The 14,116-nt window shown below is 59.4% G+C and carries 15 protein-coding genes and 1 pseudogene; 7 read left to right on the top strand and 9 right to left on the bottom strand.

The window, feature by feature from the left end; translation table 11 throughout:
* Positions 1 to 22: 22 nt before the first annotated feature.
* Positions 23 to 892, bottom strand: a complete 870-nt coding sequence (gene motA, locus HB633_RS16650) for a flagellar motor stator protein MotA (RefSeq protein ID WP_213779274.1) — start codon at positions 890 to 892, stop codon at positions 23 to 25.
* A 296-nt stretch (positions 893 to 1,188) separates the two neighbouring features.
* Here motA and HB633_RS16645 point away from each other — a divergent pair, with 296 nt between their 5' ends.
* Positions 1,189 to 1,842, top strand: a complete 654-nt coding sequence (locus tag HB633_RS16645; RefSeq protein WP_346730326.1) for a hypothetical protein — start codon at positions 1,189 to 1,191, stop codon at positions 1,840 to 1,842.
* A gap of 151 nt (positions 1,843 to 1,993) precedes the next feature.
* Positions 1,994 to 2,266, top strand: coding sequence for a hypothetical protein (locus tag HB633_RS16640; protein ID WP_213779273.1), 273 nt, complete (start codon positions 1,994 to 1,996; stop codon positions 2,264 to 2,266).
* Between the two features lie 78 nt (positions 2,267 to 2,344).
* On the opposite strand, the gene HB633_RS16635 is transcribed toward HB633_RS16640, so the two are convergent.
* From HB633_RS16635 to HB633_RS16625, 3 genes are all read right to left on the bottom strand, one after another.
* On the bottom strand, positions 2,345 to 2,515 hold the full coding sequence (locus tag HB633_RS16635; protein ID WP_157766600.1) for a hypothetical protein: 171 nt from the start codon (positions 2,513 to 2,515) through the stop codon (positions 2,345 to 2,347).
* Positions 2,516 to 2,608: 93 nt separating this feature from the next.
* Positions 2,609 to 4,024: an MFS transporter gene (locus HB633_RS16630; RefSeq protein ID WP_213779272.1), complete on the bottom strand. Its 1,416-nt coding sequence runs from the start codon at positions 4,022 to 4,024 to the stop codon at positions 2,609 to 2,611.
* A 49-nt stretch (positions 4,025 to 4,073) separates the two neighbouring features.
* Entirely contained in the window at positions 4,074 to 4,310 is a 237-nt protein-coding gene (locus HB633_RS16625) for a hypothetical protein (protein WP_213779271.1), read from the bottom strand.
* A gap of 70 nt (positions 4,311 to 4,380) precedes the next feature.
* On the opposite strand from HB633_RS16625, the gene HB633_RS16620 reads away from it, so the two are divergent.
* Entirely contained in the window at positions 4,381 to 5,112 is a 732-nt protein-coding gene (locus HB633_RS16620) for a response regulator transcription factor (protein ID WP_213779508.1), read from the top strand.
* 53 nt (positions 5,113 to 5,165) lie between these two features.
* Here the strand turns inward: HB633_RS16620 and HB633_RS16615 are convergent, their stop codons facing one another.
* Together HB633_RS16615 and HB633_RS16610 are read right to left on the bottom strand one after the other, a co-directional pair.
* Positions 5,166 to 6,989 carry an ATP-binding cassette domain-containing protein gene (locus HB633_RS16615; RefSeq protein WP_213779270.1) on the bottom strand — a complete coding sequence of 608 codons (1,824 nt, stop codon included), beginning with the start codon at positions 6,987 to 6,989 and terminating at the stop codon, positions 5,166 to 5,168.
* Complete coding sequence (locus HB633_RS16610; protein ID WP_213779269.1) at positions 6,986 to 7,861, bottom strand: extracellular solute-binding protein; 876 nt, start codon at positions 7,859 to 7,861, stop codon at positions 6,986 to 6,988. The genes HB633_RS16615 and HB633_RS16610 overlap by 4 nt, the downstream gene beginning before the upstream one ends.
* A gap of 270 nt (positions 7,862 to 8,131) precedes the next feature.
* On the opposite strand from HB633_RS16610, the gene HB633_RS16605 reads away from it, so the two are divergent.
* On the top strand, positions 8,132 to 8,560 hold the full coding sequence (locus tag HB633_RS16605; protein WP_213779268.1) for a TOBE domain-containing protein: 429 nt from the start codon (positions 8,132 to 8,134) through the stop codon (positions 8,558 to 8,560).
* A 28-nt stretch (positions 8,561 to 8,588) separates the two neighbouring features.
* Here the strand turns inward: HB633_RS16605 and HB633_RS16600 are convergent, their stop codons facing one another.
* Positions 8,589 to 9,530, bottom strand: a complete 942-nt coding sequence (locus HB633_RS16600) for a hypothetical protein (RefSeq protein ID WP_213779267.1) — start codon at positions 9,528 to 9,530, stop codon at positions 8,589 to 8,591.
* Positions 9,531 to 9,725: 195 nt separating this feature from the next.
* On the opposite strand from HB633_RS16600, the gene HB633_RS16595 reads away from it, so the two are divergent.
* Complete coding sequence (locus tag HB633_RS16595) at positions 9,726 to 10,214, top strand: molybdopterin-dependent oxidoreductase (protein ID WP_213779266.1); 489 nt, start codon at positions 9,726 to 9,728, stop codon at positions 10,212 to 10,214.
* Between the two features lie 61 nt (positions 10,215 to 10,275).
* On the opposite strand, the gene HB633_RS16590 is transcribed toward HB633_RS16595, so the two are convergent.
* Positions 10,276 to 11,451, bottom strand: coding sequence for a porin (locus tag HB633_RS16590; RefSeq protein ID WP_213779265.1), 1,176 nt, complete (start codon positions 11,449 to 11,451; stop codon positions 10,276 to 10,278).
* Positions 11,452 to 11,680: 229 nt separating this feature from the next.
* Here HB633_RS16590 and HB633_RS16585 point away from each other — a divergent pair.
* Together HB633_RS16585 and HB633_RS16580 are read left to right on the top strand one after the other, a co-directional pair.
* A pseudogene (locus tag HB633_RS16585) lies at positions 11,681 to 12,211 on the top strand (nitrogen fixation protein NifQ); the annotation flags it as partial.
* 80 nt (positions 12,212 to 12,291) lie between these two features.
* The gene (locus HB633_RS16580; RefSeq protein WP_255580959.1) at positions 12,292 to 12,690 is read left to right on the top strand and encodes a LysR family transcriptional regulator; all 399 of its coding nucleotides are present in this window, start codon (positions 12,292 to 12,294) and stop codon (positions 12,688 to 12,690) included.
* Positions 12,691 to 12,719: 29 nt separating this feature from the next.
* Here the strand turns inward: HB633_RS16580 and HB633_RS16575 are convergent, their stop codons facing one another.
* Positions 12,720 to 14,027 (bottom strand): DUF2325 domain-containing protein, encoded by a 1,308-nt coding sequence (locus tag HB633_RS16575; protein WP_346730330.1) that lies wholly within the window; start codon positions 14,025 to 14,027, stop codon positions 12,720 to 12,722.
* Positions 14,028 to 14,116 lie beyond the last annotated feature (89 nt).

The following is a 14,116-nucleotide window of genomic DNA, read 5'->3' as shown; positions in this document are numbered from 1 at the left end:
GTTTCGAAGTACAAGCAGCTCATCAGGCCGACTTTGGCGATTTGGTGGCGCGCACGGCTTCATCGAGTTCCTTGAAGCTCGGGCGATCCGCCGTGAACAACACCTTGCGGCCGAACTCGACGGCAATGGCAGGCGCATAACCGTTCATCGACGCAAGCAATACCGACTTCACGCACTGGAACGGCTTGGATTCAGCTTGTCCCTTTGCGGCAAGCAGATCGGCAAGCGGTCCGAAGAAGCCGTACGCGAGCAAGATGCCGAGGAACGTGCCAACGAGCGCGCCGGCAATCATCTCGCCGAGAATGGCGGGCGCGGCGCCGACAGAGCCCATGGTATGAACGACGCCCATCACGGCTGCAACAATCCCGAATGCAGGCAGGCCGTCGGCCATTTTCTGGATCGCGCCGGACGCGACCGATGCCTCTGCATGATGCGTCTCGAGTTCTTCATCCATGAGGTCCTGCATTTCGAGCGCGTTGACGTTGCCGCTCGACATCATGCGCAAATAATCGACGATGAATTCCAGCAGATGGTGGTCGTTGAGCACGTGTTCGTACTTCATGAACGTCGGGCTTTTCTCGGGCGCTTCGACATCGACTTCGAGCGCCATCATGCCTTCCTTGCGCGCTTTTTGAAGCAGCTCGTAGAGCAGTGCGATGAGCTGCACGTATTTCTCTTTCGAGTAGCCGCCGCCCTTGAATGCGGTCGGAATCACCTTGAGCGTTTTCTTCAGCGTCGCAATGGGATTTGATACGACGAATGCGCCAATCGCGGCACCGAAGATGCACAGCAACTCGAAAGGCTGAAGCAGCGCCTTCAGGTGGCCGCCGACACCCATGAAACTTCCGATCACCGACCCGATGACTAACACCCATCCGATAACGACAAACATGCTCTCTCCGCTGGATTTTTGTGCTTCGATTGAATGAAGCTGTCACAGAACTTAACGGCAAGCGGGCCCCTACATTTAGGGTGGACGTGAGGAATCTTTTCTTGCCGATTTAACTGCGCCAGCAAAATTTACTTCGCATCACGGGTATTTTTTGCAATGAGTGCGGACAGTTTCTGGACACTGCGATGCCGTTGAATTGACGCCAAAAACGGTCACTGTTCGTTCCATTGAATCGTTTAACGAAACCGTACAGTCTCGCCACGGGAAGGAGCCCGGCTACTAACGGAGAAGGTGCAGTGAAGACAGTTCTGAGCGCGGCGGCGGCCGCCATGATCGCCATGCTGGCAACGCAAACGACCCAGGCGCAAGAGGTCTATGTACAAGGGGGGACGCTGGGCGGGGGTGTCGGCGCCGCGTATTCGCTCAACTCGTGGGCGGGCGTACATGCTGAAGTGGAAGGTTTCGGTTTTTCGCATTCGTTCAACGTGGACGGCGCCAAATACGACGGGCATCTGAGTCTCATACAAGGCGGCCTTTACCTCGATCTGTTTCCGTTCACGAACAGCGGCTTCCGGGTGACAGGCGGCGCGCTGATCAACGGCGACGAACTGAAGGCCCACGCCGTTCCCGACGCCCAGGGCAACTTCAAGATCGGCGACGCTTCGGTACCTGCCATTGCCGGCGCGCCGTCGGCTACCGTGCGTTTGCCGAGCGTCATGCCCTATCTGGGCGTGGGGTATGGGCACAAACCGGTATCGAAGGGATTCGGATTCATGTTCGATCTCGGCGTGGCGTATGGCCGCCCGCACGTGTCGTACTTTGTGCCGGAGGTGTACAGCTTGCTCACCACGCAGGCGAATATCGATCAGGAAAAGCAGGACATTACCAATCGCGTGGAAAAATATCGCTGGTATCCGGTCGTTCAGCTCGGCGTGACGTATCGGTTTTAAAGCGCGGTTCAGACGCACGGTTTTTGAACCTCTGGCCCGCTCGGCGCTCAATAGTCAGGAATCGTCAGGAAGACGCGCGTCGGGCGAGTTGGCATGGATGATGCGTTCCTTTCCAGGACTTACAGTTCATCTACAGAGGCGAACCTTCAATATGATCCAAACCTTCGAGCAAACCATTGACGGCCAGCCGATGCAATTCTGCGCAAGCATCGCGGACGGCGGCAGCCCGCAGCGCGTGATCATCAGCCGTGCGGATTCGGCGAAATCGCTGGTGATTGTCGAGGCTTCCGGGATCATCAGCGCAATCAAGGCCGAGGTCGAGGCGCCGGAATCTTTTGTCGCCGATGCCGTGCGGAAAGCCCAGGAAAGCGGGTTGATCGAGAAAGCGCTTAAATCAGGCGATGTACTGACTACGACGCTCTAAATCTCTTACCCGAAGCCTTAAAAAAAGCCCGGACGCGCGTGCGCGTTCGGGCTTTTTTCAACCCATACCTAACGAATCTCAAAGCCGCGGCGAGCCGTTGTTGGGATCGGCCGGGACAAGAGGCGTCGCGGAATCTGGCCCGTCGGGCAGATCGGGATCGTCGGGGTTCGGCGGTGCGTCCGGGTCGAGCAATTCGTCGGGATCTGGTTCTATCGGCAATTGGGTCGGATCTACGGGCGGCGTGGACATGGTTCGATACCTCCAGCGGCCTGCGGACCGCGCGTTGCACGAGAGGTGCAGGGACCTTTTCGCAACCCGCGTTCCCGGCATGTGGCCGCTTATCTAGCGTTTGTTCTCCGGCACGCGGGACCGCACCAACCGCCACGCCATCGCTGCAGCCAGCAACAGCAACGCCACGGAGATTGCCGCCGACAGCCTGACGCCCGTCACGATCTGCGCGGTCTCCGCCGCCGCGGCATGACTCGCCAACGCCCCAAAAACCGCGACGCCGATCGCACCGGCCGCTTGCCGGGCCGTATTGAGCACCGCAGACGCAGTGCCGGCCCGCGCGGGTTCGACCGTCCCGAGCATCGCGGTGGTCATGGCGGGGACCGCGAGTCCCATTCCGGTCGGGATCAGCAGAAATGGCAGCAGCAAGACGGCGACGGGCGTGCTCGCATCGACGAAACAGAGCGCCGCGAACCCGGCGGCATCGATCAACGCGCCCGCGATCATGGGCAACCGGGAACCGAAGCGCGCAACCACAGGCCCGGCGGCAAGATTCGACAGCAAAAATCCTCCGGTCAGCGGCAGGAAAGCGAGCCCTGCATGAAGCGGCGAGAGGCCCAGCACGCGCTGCAAATACAGGCTCAGCACAAACACCATGCCGTAGTACGTCAGGTTCACGCAGATGCCAAATGCAATCGCCGAATTGAAAGTGCGGTCGCGAAAGAGCGCTGGCGGCAGCATGGGCGCCCGGGCGCGCCGCTCGACCACGACAAACCCGGCGCCCGTCAGCAGCGCCAGTACCATCCCGCCGATAACAACCGGATGCGTGATGCCGAGAGGCTGAAGCTCGATCATCGCGCCGACGAAAGACGTCAGTGCAACGGTCGCCAGCACTTGCCCCGGCAGATCCACGCCCTGGCCTTTCTGCGCGGGTTTTTTATCGGCAATCCACGCATAGGTCGCGGCAATCCCGGCCATGCAAAGCGGCACGTTGACCCAGAAAATGCTGCGCCAGCCGAACGCCGCAATCAGCACGCCGCCCGCGACCGGCCCAGCCGCAATGGAGACCGCGCCCGCCGCTGTCCAGAGGCTCACGGCGCGCGCCCGCAAGCCGTCGTCGTGGCCGCACGACTGGTTCAGCAGCACGAGCGAGTTCGGCAGCATTGCCGCGGCGCCAATGCCTTGTAACGCGCGGGCGGCGATGAGCTGGCTGGCATCGGCGGCAAATCCGCACGCCGCCGACGCCAGTCCGAACAGCGCCAGCCCCGCCACGAATAGCCGCCGCGCGCCGAAGCGGTCGCCCAGCACGCCCGCTGAAAGCATCAGCGCGGCGAAGGCAAGCGCGTACGCGTCCACGGTCCACTGCAGGCTCGCGACGCCCGCGTGCAGGTCGCGCCCCATGCTGGCAAGGGCGACGTTGACGATGGTGACATCGAGTTGGGAAACCACGAAGCCCATGCTGGCCGTGGTGACGATCAACGCCTGACGTGTGCTCAGCCCCGCGTGCGAGGATTGAAGGTTCGAGTTCATGGGACCAGCTTAACCAGCTGCAGCGCGCGACGTTTCCGTGGTTCGTGAACTATGCATGCAGGGATTTTGCTCGGGCAGCCTGTTGCTTTCGTGCATCCCGATTAAGCACGCGATGAAATGCCGTTTTACGCCGATGCAGGCACGAGTCGGCACAAGCAGTGACTTTGCGCGACAGATTGAAAGCATTTGTGACGGTATCGGCCGGAAAAATAGGAGTTTTCCGATAGGACAAGGCGATCACGCTCTGGAGAATTCGCGCGTTCAAAGCGGTCTCGTAGAGCTTCATGAGACCTTCTGCGATGCCTTCGATCGATCAAGCCGAAGTCATCGTGCGCAGCGTCACCGGCATCGTCATCATGCGTATCGCAATCCTGCAGTCTGATCCCCAGCACCGTTATGTCGTCACCGAAATCGTCGAGCGGCTCGGCCACGTGTGCATTCCCTTTAGCGACGGTCTGGCGATGTCGAAGTCGCTGTCGCGCTCGACCGTAGACATGCTGATCCTCGACTGGCAGTCCTCCGGCTTGTCCGGCCTGGACTTGCTCAAGTCGATGCGCTCAGGCATTGGCGAGCGCGTTCCCGTCATGTTCGCTTCCGCCGATGGCGGCGAGAGCAACATCGTGCGTGCGCTGTCCGCCGGCGCCGACGACTTCGTCACGCACCCGGTGCGCAGCGCGGAATTTGGCGCGCGTATAGAGGCGCTGCTGCGGCGCGCTTATCCGGCGAACGCGGCCGCCATCACCGAACTCGGTCCGTACCGCTTCGATTCACGCCAGCAAAGCGTGACGGTGCGCGGGCAACCGGTCCAGTTGAGCGGTACGCAGTTCCGGCTCGCGTTGTTGTTCTTCTCGAACATTGGCCGCGTGTTGTCGCGCGATCACATTTTCGCGATGGTCTGGGGACGTGAGTTCCGCGAAAGCACACGAACGATCGACAGCCACGTGTCGCGCTTGAGGCTTGCGCTGAGCATCGAGCCGATCAATCACTTCCGCTTGCAGCCGGTGTACAAGAGCGGCTACCGGCTGTTGCATCTTTATGGCGATGAAGAAGCCACGCAACAAGCGCTGCAGGAGGAAGCCGCCGCTTGAGTTTGACGTTCAACATAAAAAGCCGTCAATTCGATTGACGGCTTTTTTTGTTTCTAAATGGACCAGACGGTTAACCGCTTCGTATCGATGGAAAAACGGTGCGATGTACCGGTCTTCACCCGTGGGTCATCGGTGGGGATGTCGAACGCAACTCCCACGATTTTCAGCCGCGCGTAGCGCTCGCCGCGGCGCAGTTCGATGTTTTCCACAACGCCCTCGAAGGCGCCGGTTTGCTCTTGCGTGATCGCCAGTGCCGGAACGCGCCACATGATGCTGCTTCCCGCCGGAAAACGCTGTGCAGTGGCCAGCCGTAAGGACCCACCCAGCTCGATCAGACCCGGTTCAACAAACGTACCTTGCCCGACGTTGTGCAAACCCAGCAGTTCTGCTGCGCGTAGCGTTGCAGGACGCTCGAACACTTCGCTGACCGGACCTGCCTGAAGTACGCGGCCTTGTTCAATCAAAAGGACTTCATCGGCGAGAAGGGCGGCTTCGTCGGGATCATGCGTGACGATCACGGTTACCGCCGATATCTCCCGTTGCAACGCTCGCAGCGATTGCTGAAGACGCCGGCGGCGGGGTGTATCGAGGGCGGCGAAGGGTTCATCGAAGAGTAGAAGCTGACTGTGTTGCGTCAACGCGCGGGCAAGCGCCACGCGCTGGCGCTGACCAAAGGACAACTCGTGCGGCAAGCGTCCGAGCAACGTTGAAAGTCCCAGTTGATCGACCCATTGCCGTGCACTCGCGGCATCCGCACTTAACGGAAACGCGAGTTGCTGCGCGACCGTCATGTGCGGAAAGAGTCCATAGTCTTGCGGCATGTAACCAATCCTGCGCGCCTCGGGCGAAAGGCCGGTCAGCGAATCGCTACCAAGAGACACCGTCGCCGTTTGTCCGGTTTCAAGCCCGGCGATAAGGCGCAGGGTCATCGACTTGCCAGAACCCGATGTCCCGATGATGGCAAGACGCCGCGTTTGCGGCGCCCATTCGATGTCGAGATCGAAGCTGCCCAAGTGCTTTTTTAGCGCAATGCTCAAGCGGCGATCGTCTGTGTCGACGATGGCCCGGGCTTGGGGCATGTCATTGGTGTCATCAGCGTTGACGAGTTCCACGCTGGATGTAGCCCGCCCGTTGCGGCTATAGATCGACAACGCCGCGCATACGATGGCGATCGCAAGCGTCGGCAGCAGCAGCGGCATCATGGCGGGCAGGCCCTGTCCGCCGAAGACCACGTAGGTATAAACCGGCAGCGAATACGGGTGATACGCGACCATCACGGTTGCGCCGAATTCGCCGAACGCGCGCAGCCATGCAAGTGCCAGACCCGCGCTGATCGCCGGCCACGCGACCGGCAAGGTCACGCGAAAGAAGCGGCTGCCCGCGCCATGGCCGAGCGTCGCGGCCACGTCCTCGAACATGGGGTCGACGGCTGCAAATGCGGAGCGTGCCGCGATGATCAAAAAAGGCGCGGCAACAAATGTCTCGGCCAGCACGATGCCCGCAAACGAGTCGGTCAGCACACCGCCGGTCAGTTGCCCGACCCAGCTATATGGCCCGAGCAAGAACAGCAGCAAGACGCCGCTGGTCAGCGGCGGCAGCGCAAGCGGCAACTGCACGATAAACCCCAGCAACGCCGCCCCGCGCGAAGTGGATCGAGCAAGCAGATACCCGAGCGGCACGCCGCCTATCAGGATGACAAGCGCCGCAACGCTCGCGCTTCCCGCCGATACCGCAACAGCGGACAGCGTCGAGCTCCAGTCCACGCCATGCCAATCTGCCGCGCCGATCTGCGGAATGCTGGCCAGAAACGGCGCGCACAAATAGACCGCGAGCAGCGCTGCGAGCCACGACAACGGTCGCGCGGCGACGCGTTTCATCGAGTGGCGTCGATCACAGCCTGGAGCGACGGCGGCATGGCCTGCGCGTTACCTGTGATAGCGGGCTTGATCACATCGACGCCATGTTCCTTCAGCAGTTCACGACCCTTCGCGCTCAGCAGGAAATTGACGAAGCGCGTTGCGCCCGCAGAGTTCGGCGCATCGCCCAGGATGGCGAGCGTATAGCTTGCCTTCGCCTGCAATTCAGGCGCGGGACGAATGGATGGAATCTTCAGGTCCGATGTTTCGGTGGAATAGAAGAAACCTGCATCGAGTTGTCCCGATTGCAAACGGCCCACAAGCGTTTCCTCAGGCAAGACCTGATCGGGATTTTCGGCGCTGCCAAGCGTCTTTTCGACGAGATCCGGCTGGTGATAAAGATCGGCCGCCTTCGTCACCATCTCGACCGTGAATGCGCCTTTCGGATCCAGCTTGGGATCAGTGCGGCCGATCTTGATGCCCTGTTCCTGCAATACCTGGTCCCAGCGCTTGGTCTTGAACTCGCCGGCAAATTTGCTGCGCGGGTTATAGCCGATCATCAACGGCGATTCCGCGAAAGTCACGTACCACGCGACATGATCGCCATTCGCGGCGCCCATTAATCCCGTGTTGACCTTCGGGCTCGCGCTGATAAAGACGTCGCCGCGCCGCAGCTTCCCCTTGATCTCGTTGGCGATCTTGTTCGACCCCGCCGCGTAGCCCTGGAAATGAAGACCGGTTTCCTTCTCGAACGCGGGACCGACGCTGCGCTCCATCAGGTTGACCAGCGAGCCTGCATACAAGACGTTGACGACGTTGTCGTCGGCTACTGCAGTGTGCGCGAACATCGCGCCGGCCAGCATTGCAACGGACACCATCACCTTACGGATCATCTTGTTCTCCACGTTGTTCGATTTTGATTGAGAGGCACTTGGGCGGGTAATAAAGCGCGTAATAAAGGGCGATATATTACGCTGAGACATACGGAGTTCGCTAACCCGATCATTAGGTGCAAGCGAGTTTTACGTGGCAAACTGACTCGCACTGGCCTCGCTGCGCAGGTAAACTTACGGCTTGCCTGCAAACCGGCAAGCACAGCACAACGTGCGTCCTTGTATCGCGGCCCAAGGGCTAGGCCAAGGACGCCGCAACCGGAGATGAATATGCGTACAAGCGCCCGAAATCAATTTGTTGGCGAAGTGGTGGATGTCAAACATGGCGCGGTGAACGACGAAATCCTGCTGCGTGCCAAGGACGGCCTCGAGATCGTCTCGGTAATCACCCACGGCAGCGCGACATCGCTCGGTCTTGCTGCGGGCAAGGCGGCGTTCGCGTTGGTCAAGGCGTCGTCGGTTATCGTGATGGTCGATGTGGCGAACAGCCAGACATCCGCAAGAAACAGCTTTGCAGGAACGATCTCGGCCGTGACGCCGGGCGCCGTGAATACGGAAGTCGTCATTACCGTGGCGGGCGGCGCTCAAATCGCAGCCATCGTCACCAACGAAAGCGCTCAACGTCTGGCGCTGGAAACCGGCAAGGTCGCGACCGCTATCTTCAAGGCGTCGAGCGTGATTATCGGCGTGGATGACTAAGCCAGTTTAATTAGTCAGCGGCGAAAGCTCAGTTCAGGGGAACGCTCCTTAAGCCGCTGACGCCGCTTGCGCTTTTTGCGCGATCCACCACGTAAAGCGAATGATGCAATGAGTCTATTGCCACGCCGCGCGCATCTTCGAAATCGTTTGCGACTTCAGTCACGGTGTTTTCGGGGGTGATCCGGCATACCGCGGTCGCATTGCACTTTGTGTAGAGCGTGCCGGTTGTATCGATGGCGAGAAGATCTGGGCCGTTGATCTTCACCACTTGCGTTTTCAGGCCGCCCGCGTGTGAATGATCAAGTAATCCGGCAAGGCTGGTCCTGAGAATCATGTTGTTGGCCTGGTCCGAAATCGAGACCACATCGCCTTGCACCACGACACCCACAGGTTTTGCCAATCCTGACAGCACGTTGTGTTCGGCTGCGGCGTGCGTGGATTCGTCGTACGTGATCAGGCTTACGCCGCCTGTCGCCGGCGCGTTGCCTTCCTTGACGAACCACGTTGAAAGCAGTTTCCCCGGGCCGATAAGGGCCAGTCCCAGCCTGCGCCGCGCGGGGTCGATACCGGAGAGCATCGAGACACTTTTATCCGCGCCGACTTCAAACACGGCGCCCGATGTCCCGAATCCAAACCGTTCAATCAGCAATGTGCCCTTGGCCGAGAACGCCACCTGACTCAGCGCATTGGGTTGCCCCGCGACTGCCGGAATGGCGGCAAACGGCACAAAGGTCCTGCCGTCCGTCGATGCAAGCACGCTGTTGGTTTTATCGTCGGTAATATAGATATGGCTATTGGCCTGCGCGATAGCGATGCTGTTCGGGCGGGCGTCGAGCGTTATTCGCTGAGGAGCGCTCGCGACTTGCGCGGATCCGCACGCCGCAAGCGACAAGGCCGCTGACGCCGACAATGCGCAAAAGACGATACGCGGGAATCCAATAAAGCGCGCGGTCAAATATGAAAAAACCATTGGCGTTCTCGTGGCGACTGGACCCTTAATATAACGCTTAAGTCTTGGGCGCATTACCGGCTGCGAGCCGCATATGCGAAAAGCTATATGTTCAACATGATCCACGCGCATGTCAGCGTCGCTTTTCGACGTCGTAATATTCCGGTGGATATAATGACGTACCCGTTGTCTGCAACCGGTCCCTGGAGGATAAAGATGAGTGATGCCAACGCTCAGGCACTCGTAGTCGAGGACGCCAAGACTGTCATTTCGCTGGAGGGCGATTTCCTGCGTCCTTTGACGGTCGACCTCGCTGAATTCAGGGAACAACCCACGGTTCTCTCCGATCCTTTCGACCTTCGCTGTTACACGACCAATCGCTTTATCCGAAGCGTGGATACGTATCGTGGCGTGTTACTGAAGGATCTGATTCTGAGAGCCGGATTGCGGCCCGAACCTGCGGGTCAGTTCAAGCGGACAGTTTTTATAGCGATAGCGCAGGACGGCTACGCAGTAATTTTCTCGTGGCACGAACTGTTCAATACGCCCGTGGGAGAGCGCGTCATCGTGGCCTACGAATGTGGCGGCCGTACGATCAGCAGCGAAGAGGGCGCGCCGATTTTGTTTTCCGGAGCCGACATTCTTCCTGCTCCGCGTCATGTGAAACGGCTTGCGCGAATCGTGGCCCAGGTGTTGACGGTCTAGGCCACACGTCAAGCAGTTTTCGAGCGAGCGCGAGTTGCAGCGCTCGCCTCTAAAGCAACAATCAGAACTTGTGGCGCAAGCCGATACGAACCGCAACCTGATTGTTCGCACCCGTACCCGAGTTGCCGAGGAAGCTTGAGCTCGAACCGATTTCCGCCTGAACCGGAACGTTACGGCCATTGACCGTATTGCTGCCCGACGCTTTCTGATACGCCACGATTCCGTAGACATCGGTACGCTTCGAGAACGCATAGTCCAGCACGCTGTTGACCTGATGCCACTTGCCTTCGAAGTGGTCATCGAGCTTCGAGAACGTGTAGCCCAAGCCTGCGCTCAACGCCGGCGTGAATGCGTATTTTCCACCCAGTTCATAGTTGTTCAGCTTCGATTCCGCACCCGTGATCGGCTCGAACTTGGTGTGCGTCCACAGGCCCCAGACCGTGCCGGCGCCGATCATGTAGCGTGCGCCAACGCCGAAGGTTTCCAGGTCACGCAAGCCGCCGGTGTTCACGTTGGCGATGCTCACGCTGAATGCGGGCGTCGCGCCGTTCGGGAAGCGGATATTCGTGTACGCCGCGCCAATGCCAAAAGGTCCTTGCGCATAGTTGACACCCGCGCTGACCGTGCTCGACGAACCTTGCGTGGTCGTCGTGCCGGCAGTGGTGGTCGGCGAACCGGCGAACGATCCTGCCTGGTTCGAGAAGCCGTACAAGGCGCCGAAGGTCAGGCCCGAAAAACCAGCGCTGCTGAACTTGACTGAGTTGTTGATACGGCTGGACGTGAGCTGGTCGAGGTCGTTGATGTGATATGCGTAGTTGCCGGCAGCCGTCTGGCCGCCCATCGAATAGTTGCCGCCGAGGTAATCGGTCGAGAACGAGTATTGACGACCCAGCGTGACCGAGCCAATACCTTTTTTCGCGATACCCACATATGCCTGGCGACCGAACAGTGCACCACCCTGACCAAGCGTGCCGTCGCCGGAACTGAAGCCGCTTTCCAACGTGAAGATGGCTTGCAGGCCGCCACCCAGATCTTCCGCACCGCGCAGGCCCCAGCGGCTTCCCTGAGCGACGCCGTCGCCGTAGCGGATCAAATGGTCGTGTCCCGTAGCCGTCGCGGCATTGCTGACGTAGCTCACGCCGGCGTCGATCAAGCCATAAAGCGTTACGCTGCTTTGTGCATGTGCGACCACTCCGAACGTGCTGAGTGCGGCTGCCGCCACGATCTTCTTTTTCATTGTCTTTTCCTGGATTTGTATTAGGTCGATGCTGCTTAGGTGTGCAGCGATCAGGCTTTTATTGCAGGTACATTTCGATTGCGAAATATCGACCGGAATATAGCGATCGGTTAGCGTTTGGTAAACGTGATTTTCGAGATTGTAGGGTTCCTGACACAATCGCTTGACGGCGCTCGTGGCGTGTCATACTAGTCGCCCGAGTGGCTCAACTCATGCTAGATGCTCATGAATGGCACGTCCCGGCCCAATCCGCAGAACGCGCGCCGACCTGATTACCGCCTCGGCGAATCCGCATTCTTCTGATACTGTTTTATTTGCAACCTTGCTTTCTGCGCAAAGTGAAACGCATCTTCTCGGCTTGTCGTGCACGCAAACTGCCTGGATTTACGAGCGGCATTTCGGCGGCTTGGCGGCGCCTGCTGCAAACGTATTGATTCAATCTCAAGAACACTCGGCATTCATTAAATCGGCTAGCGATTTTCTGCTATGTCATATTGCCGATTCCGTTGAAATAACAAACGCGCAATGCGTGGCGACGATCATCGCGCATGCCTGCTTGCGTCCTGATCATTTATGGCGCGATCTCGGACTTGGCGGACGCGACGAAGTCACGGCCATGCTTGACCGCTATTTTCCGACGCTGGTAAAACGCAATACCGACGCAACCCGATGGAAGAAATTCCTCGCACGAGAACTTGCGCTGTCTTTGGGTATGGCGCCGAGGCCCGCGCCTGGATGTCCCGGGTGCGAAGATTTTGATATTTGTTTTGGTTCCGGGCCATTGTCTGCCGAACTGTCCGTCAAGCCGGCCGCAAATGCCTCGTCCCGCCTTGCTCGTGTATGCTTTCGCGCATGGCCAAATCCACGAAAGAACCCATCACGCCCGTGTCGAATCAACCCGAGGTGCGTTTTCGCATGCGCATCCGGCAGGCGGACGCCGTTGCGATCGGACCGGGGAAAATCGATTTGCTCGAAGCCGTCCGTGAGCATGGCTCCATCTCCGCCGCTGCGCGCAGCTTGGGTATGTCGTACCGGCGTGCGTGGCTGCTTATCGATGAATTGAATGGCACGCTGAAGTCGCCGGCAACATCGTCGGAGACCGGCGGATCGTCAGGTGGCGGATGTGTGTTGACGCCGGTCGGCGAGAAAATTGTGCGGCTTTATCGCGAGATTGAAGAGGAAGCGGCAAGGAGTTGCTCGCCGCAGATTTCCGCGTTGACCCGAATGATTAAACGCTGACATTCGAATGCGCTTCAACGACGCTCGCCTTAGCCGTGCTTCAAGCAGAAACGCGAGGCCGGCGGTCGAGAAGCAGTTTGCCCAAGCCGCGCCATCAGTTCCATGAAGCTCGCGACGCTCGCGGTCCTCACCGGGTGATAGTCGACCTGATGACGATCGCAGACGCGCTTGAGCAGATTCATCGAATCATGATCGATGCAATCCACCGGAAAGACCACGATATCCGCGCGCGGCAACGCAGCCGCGAACATACCCTTGCGGTCTTCTATGCCGCCGTCGTGCACGATAAAATCGCCGCCCGCCGATTCGACCAGTTGCCTCAACGCCGCATTCGATCCCGGCCGGCCGCCGACATACACCACACGCTTTCCCGCGAGATTTTCGAGGTCCGCGCGGCGCGATCCCGCCTGCTCTCCCTGGGCAAGCATCGCTTGTTCGAGTGCGCCACATTCGGCTTGTACGATGTTAAGCGTAGCGATGCTGTCGTCAAGGCGCGCGCTTAACGTGCGTGCATAATTTTGCTCGTTGATCGCGCGTTGCTCCGCCGCTTCGCGCCGGCTCGTGTGGATTGCCAAGCGTTCGTCGCGGGCAACGAGCGCTTCGCGAAGCATCTGGACTTCGGCTTCAAGGCTCCCCTCCGATACCTCCGGTGCGCGTTGTGCCTTCGCCGACATCTCGGCGAGTTGTTCGGTCAGGTGACGTATGGTTGCATCGCGCTCGGTGCCGAGTTCGTGGAGCTTGCTTTGCTGGCGCTCTATCTTGTCTTTCAGCGCCGCATTGTCTTCCTCTAACGCAACCAGCCGGCGGATGTCTGCACGGTTGGCAGCGCCGACCAGATGAGACAGCATGTGCAAGTCGCCAAACGCAATTTGCCGCACGCTCATGACGGCTTGCGGATGCGTCATCAGCGCCCAGTAAGCGGGGGGAATGTCACCGCTTTTGAGCGCCTCTTTCCACAGCACCAACAAGGCTTCAGACGTTTTGGCCTTCTCAAAGCGACGCACTGCGCCTGAGTAACGGGCATCGAGTGCCTTCTGCAAGGCCTTCGCTCCCGGGCCGCCTTCTATGGCGAGCTCAACCGCCGCGTGATGAATCTCCAGGTCGCTTGCGTGCTGCTTGTCGAGATCGGCGAATTTGGGAACGAGCTTTCTGAGCTCGTTCGTGCTCAGGCAAGTTCCAATGATCGAGCAATGCAGATGCGAATCCAGATCGACCAGCCGCGCGCGGCGGTTCACGCTGCGAAGCTGTTCATTAGAGGGCGTACAGCATGCATCGGCCGAGAAACCCTTGTAAGCGCCCGCGCCGCTGGCGGATTCGCCTGATGACGTACGGGCAATGAGGAAAGGGGGAACGGATTGCACATTCACCTCGAGTCGATCTGGATTTTAAACGGCCGGACAAAAAACGGCACAAAGATTGTCCGATG

This window comes from Caballeronia sp. dw_276, assembly GCF_018449635.1.
Taxonomy (GTDB): domain Bacteria; phylum Pseudomonadota; class Gammaproteobacteria; order Burkholderiales; family Burkholderiaceae; genus Caballeronia.
The sequence above is the reverse complement of the archived record's forward strand: the minus strand, read 5'-3'. Positions and strand labels throughout refer to the sequence as shown.

Bases quoted from the DNA above. Each gene is read 5' to 3' on its own strand.
- HB633_RS16605 (WP_213779268.1), top strand. From the start codon at position 8,132: ATGCGTACAAGCGCCCGAAATCAATTTGTTGGCGAAGTGGTGGATGTC.
- HB633_RS16635 (WP_157766600.1), bottom strand. From the start codon at position 2,515: ATGTCCACGCCGCCCGTAGATCCGACCCAATTGCCGATAGAACCAGAT.
- HB633_RS16620 (WP_213779508.1), top strand. From the start codon at position 4,381: ATGCGTATCGCAATCCTGCAGTCTGATCCCCAGCACCGTTATGTCGTC.
- HB633_RS16580 (WP_255580959.1), top strand. From the start codon at position 12,292: ATGCTTTCGCGCATGGCCAAATCCACGAAAGAACCCATCACGCCCGTG.
- HB633_RS16640 (WP_213779273.1), top strand. From the start codon at position 1,994: ATGATCCAAACCTTCGAGCAAACCATTGACGGCCAGCCGATGCAATTC.
- HB633_RS16610 (WP_213779269.1), bottom strand. From the start codon at position 7,861: ATGATCCGTAAGGTGATGGTGTCCGTTGCAATGCTGGCCGGCGCGATG.
- motA (WP_213779274.1), bottom strand. From the start codon at position 892: ATGTTTGTCGTTATCGGATGGGTGTTAGTCATCGGGTCGGTGATCGGA.
- HB633_RS16630 (WP_213779272.1), bottom strand. From the start codon at position 4,024: ATGAACTCGAACCTTCAATCCTCGCACGCGGGGCTGAGCACACGTCAG.
- HB633_RS16600 (WP_213779267.1), bottom strand. From the start codon at position 9,530: ATGGTTTTTTCATATTTGACCGCGCGCTTTATTGGATTCCCGCGTATC.
- HB633_RS16615 (WP_213779270.1), bottom strand. From the start codon at position 6,989: ATGAAACGCGTCGCCGCGCGACCGTTGTCGTGGCTCGCAGCGCTGCTC.
- HB633_RS16625 (WP_213779271.1), bottom strand. From the start codon at position 4,310: ATGAAGCTCTACGAGACCGCTTTGAACGCGCGAATTCTCCAGAGCGTG.
- HB633_RS16595 (WP_213779266.1), top strand. From the start codon at position 9,726: ATGAGTGATGCCAACGCTCAGGCACTCGTAGTCGAGGACGCCAAGACT.
- HB633_RS16590 (WP_213779265.1), bottom strand. From the start codon at position 11,451: ATGAAAAAGAAGATCGTGGCGGCAGCCGCACTCAGCACGTTCGGAGTG.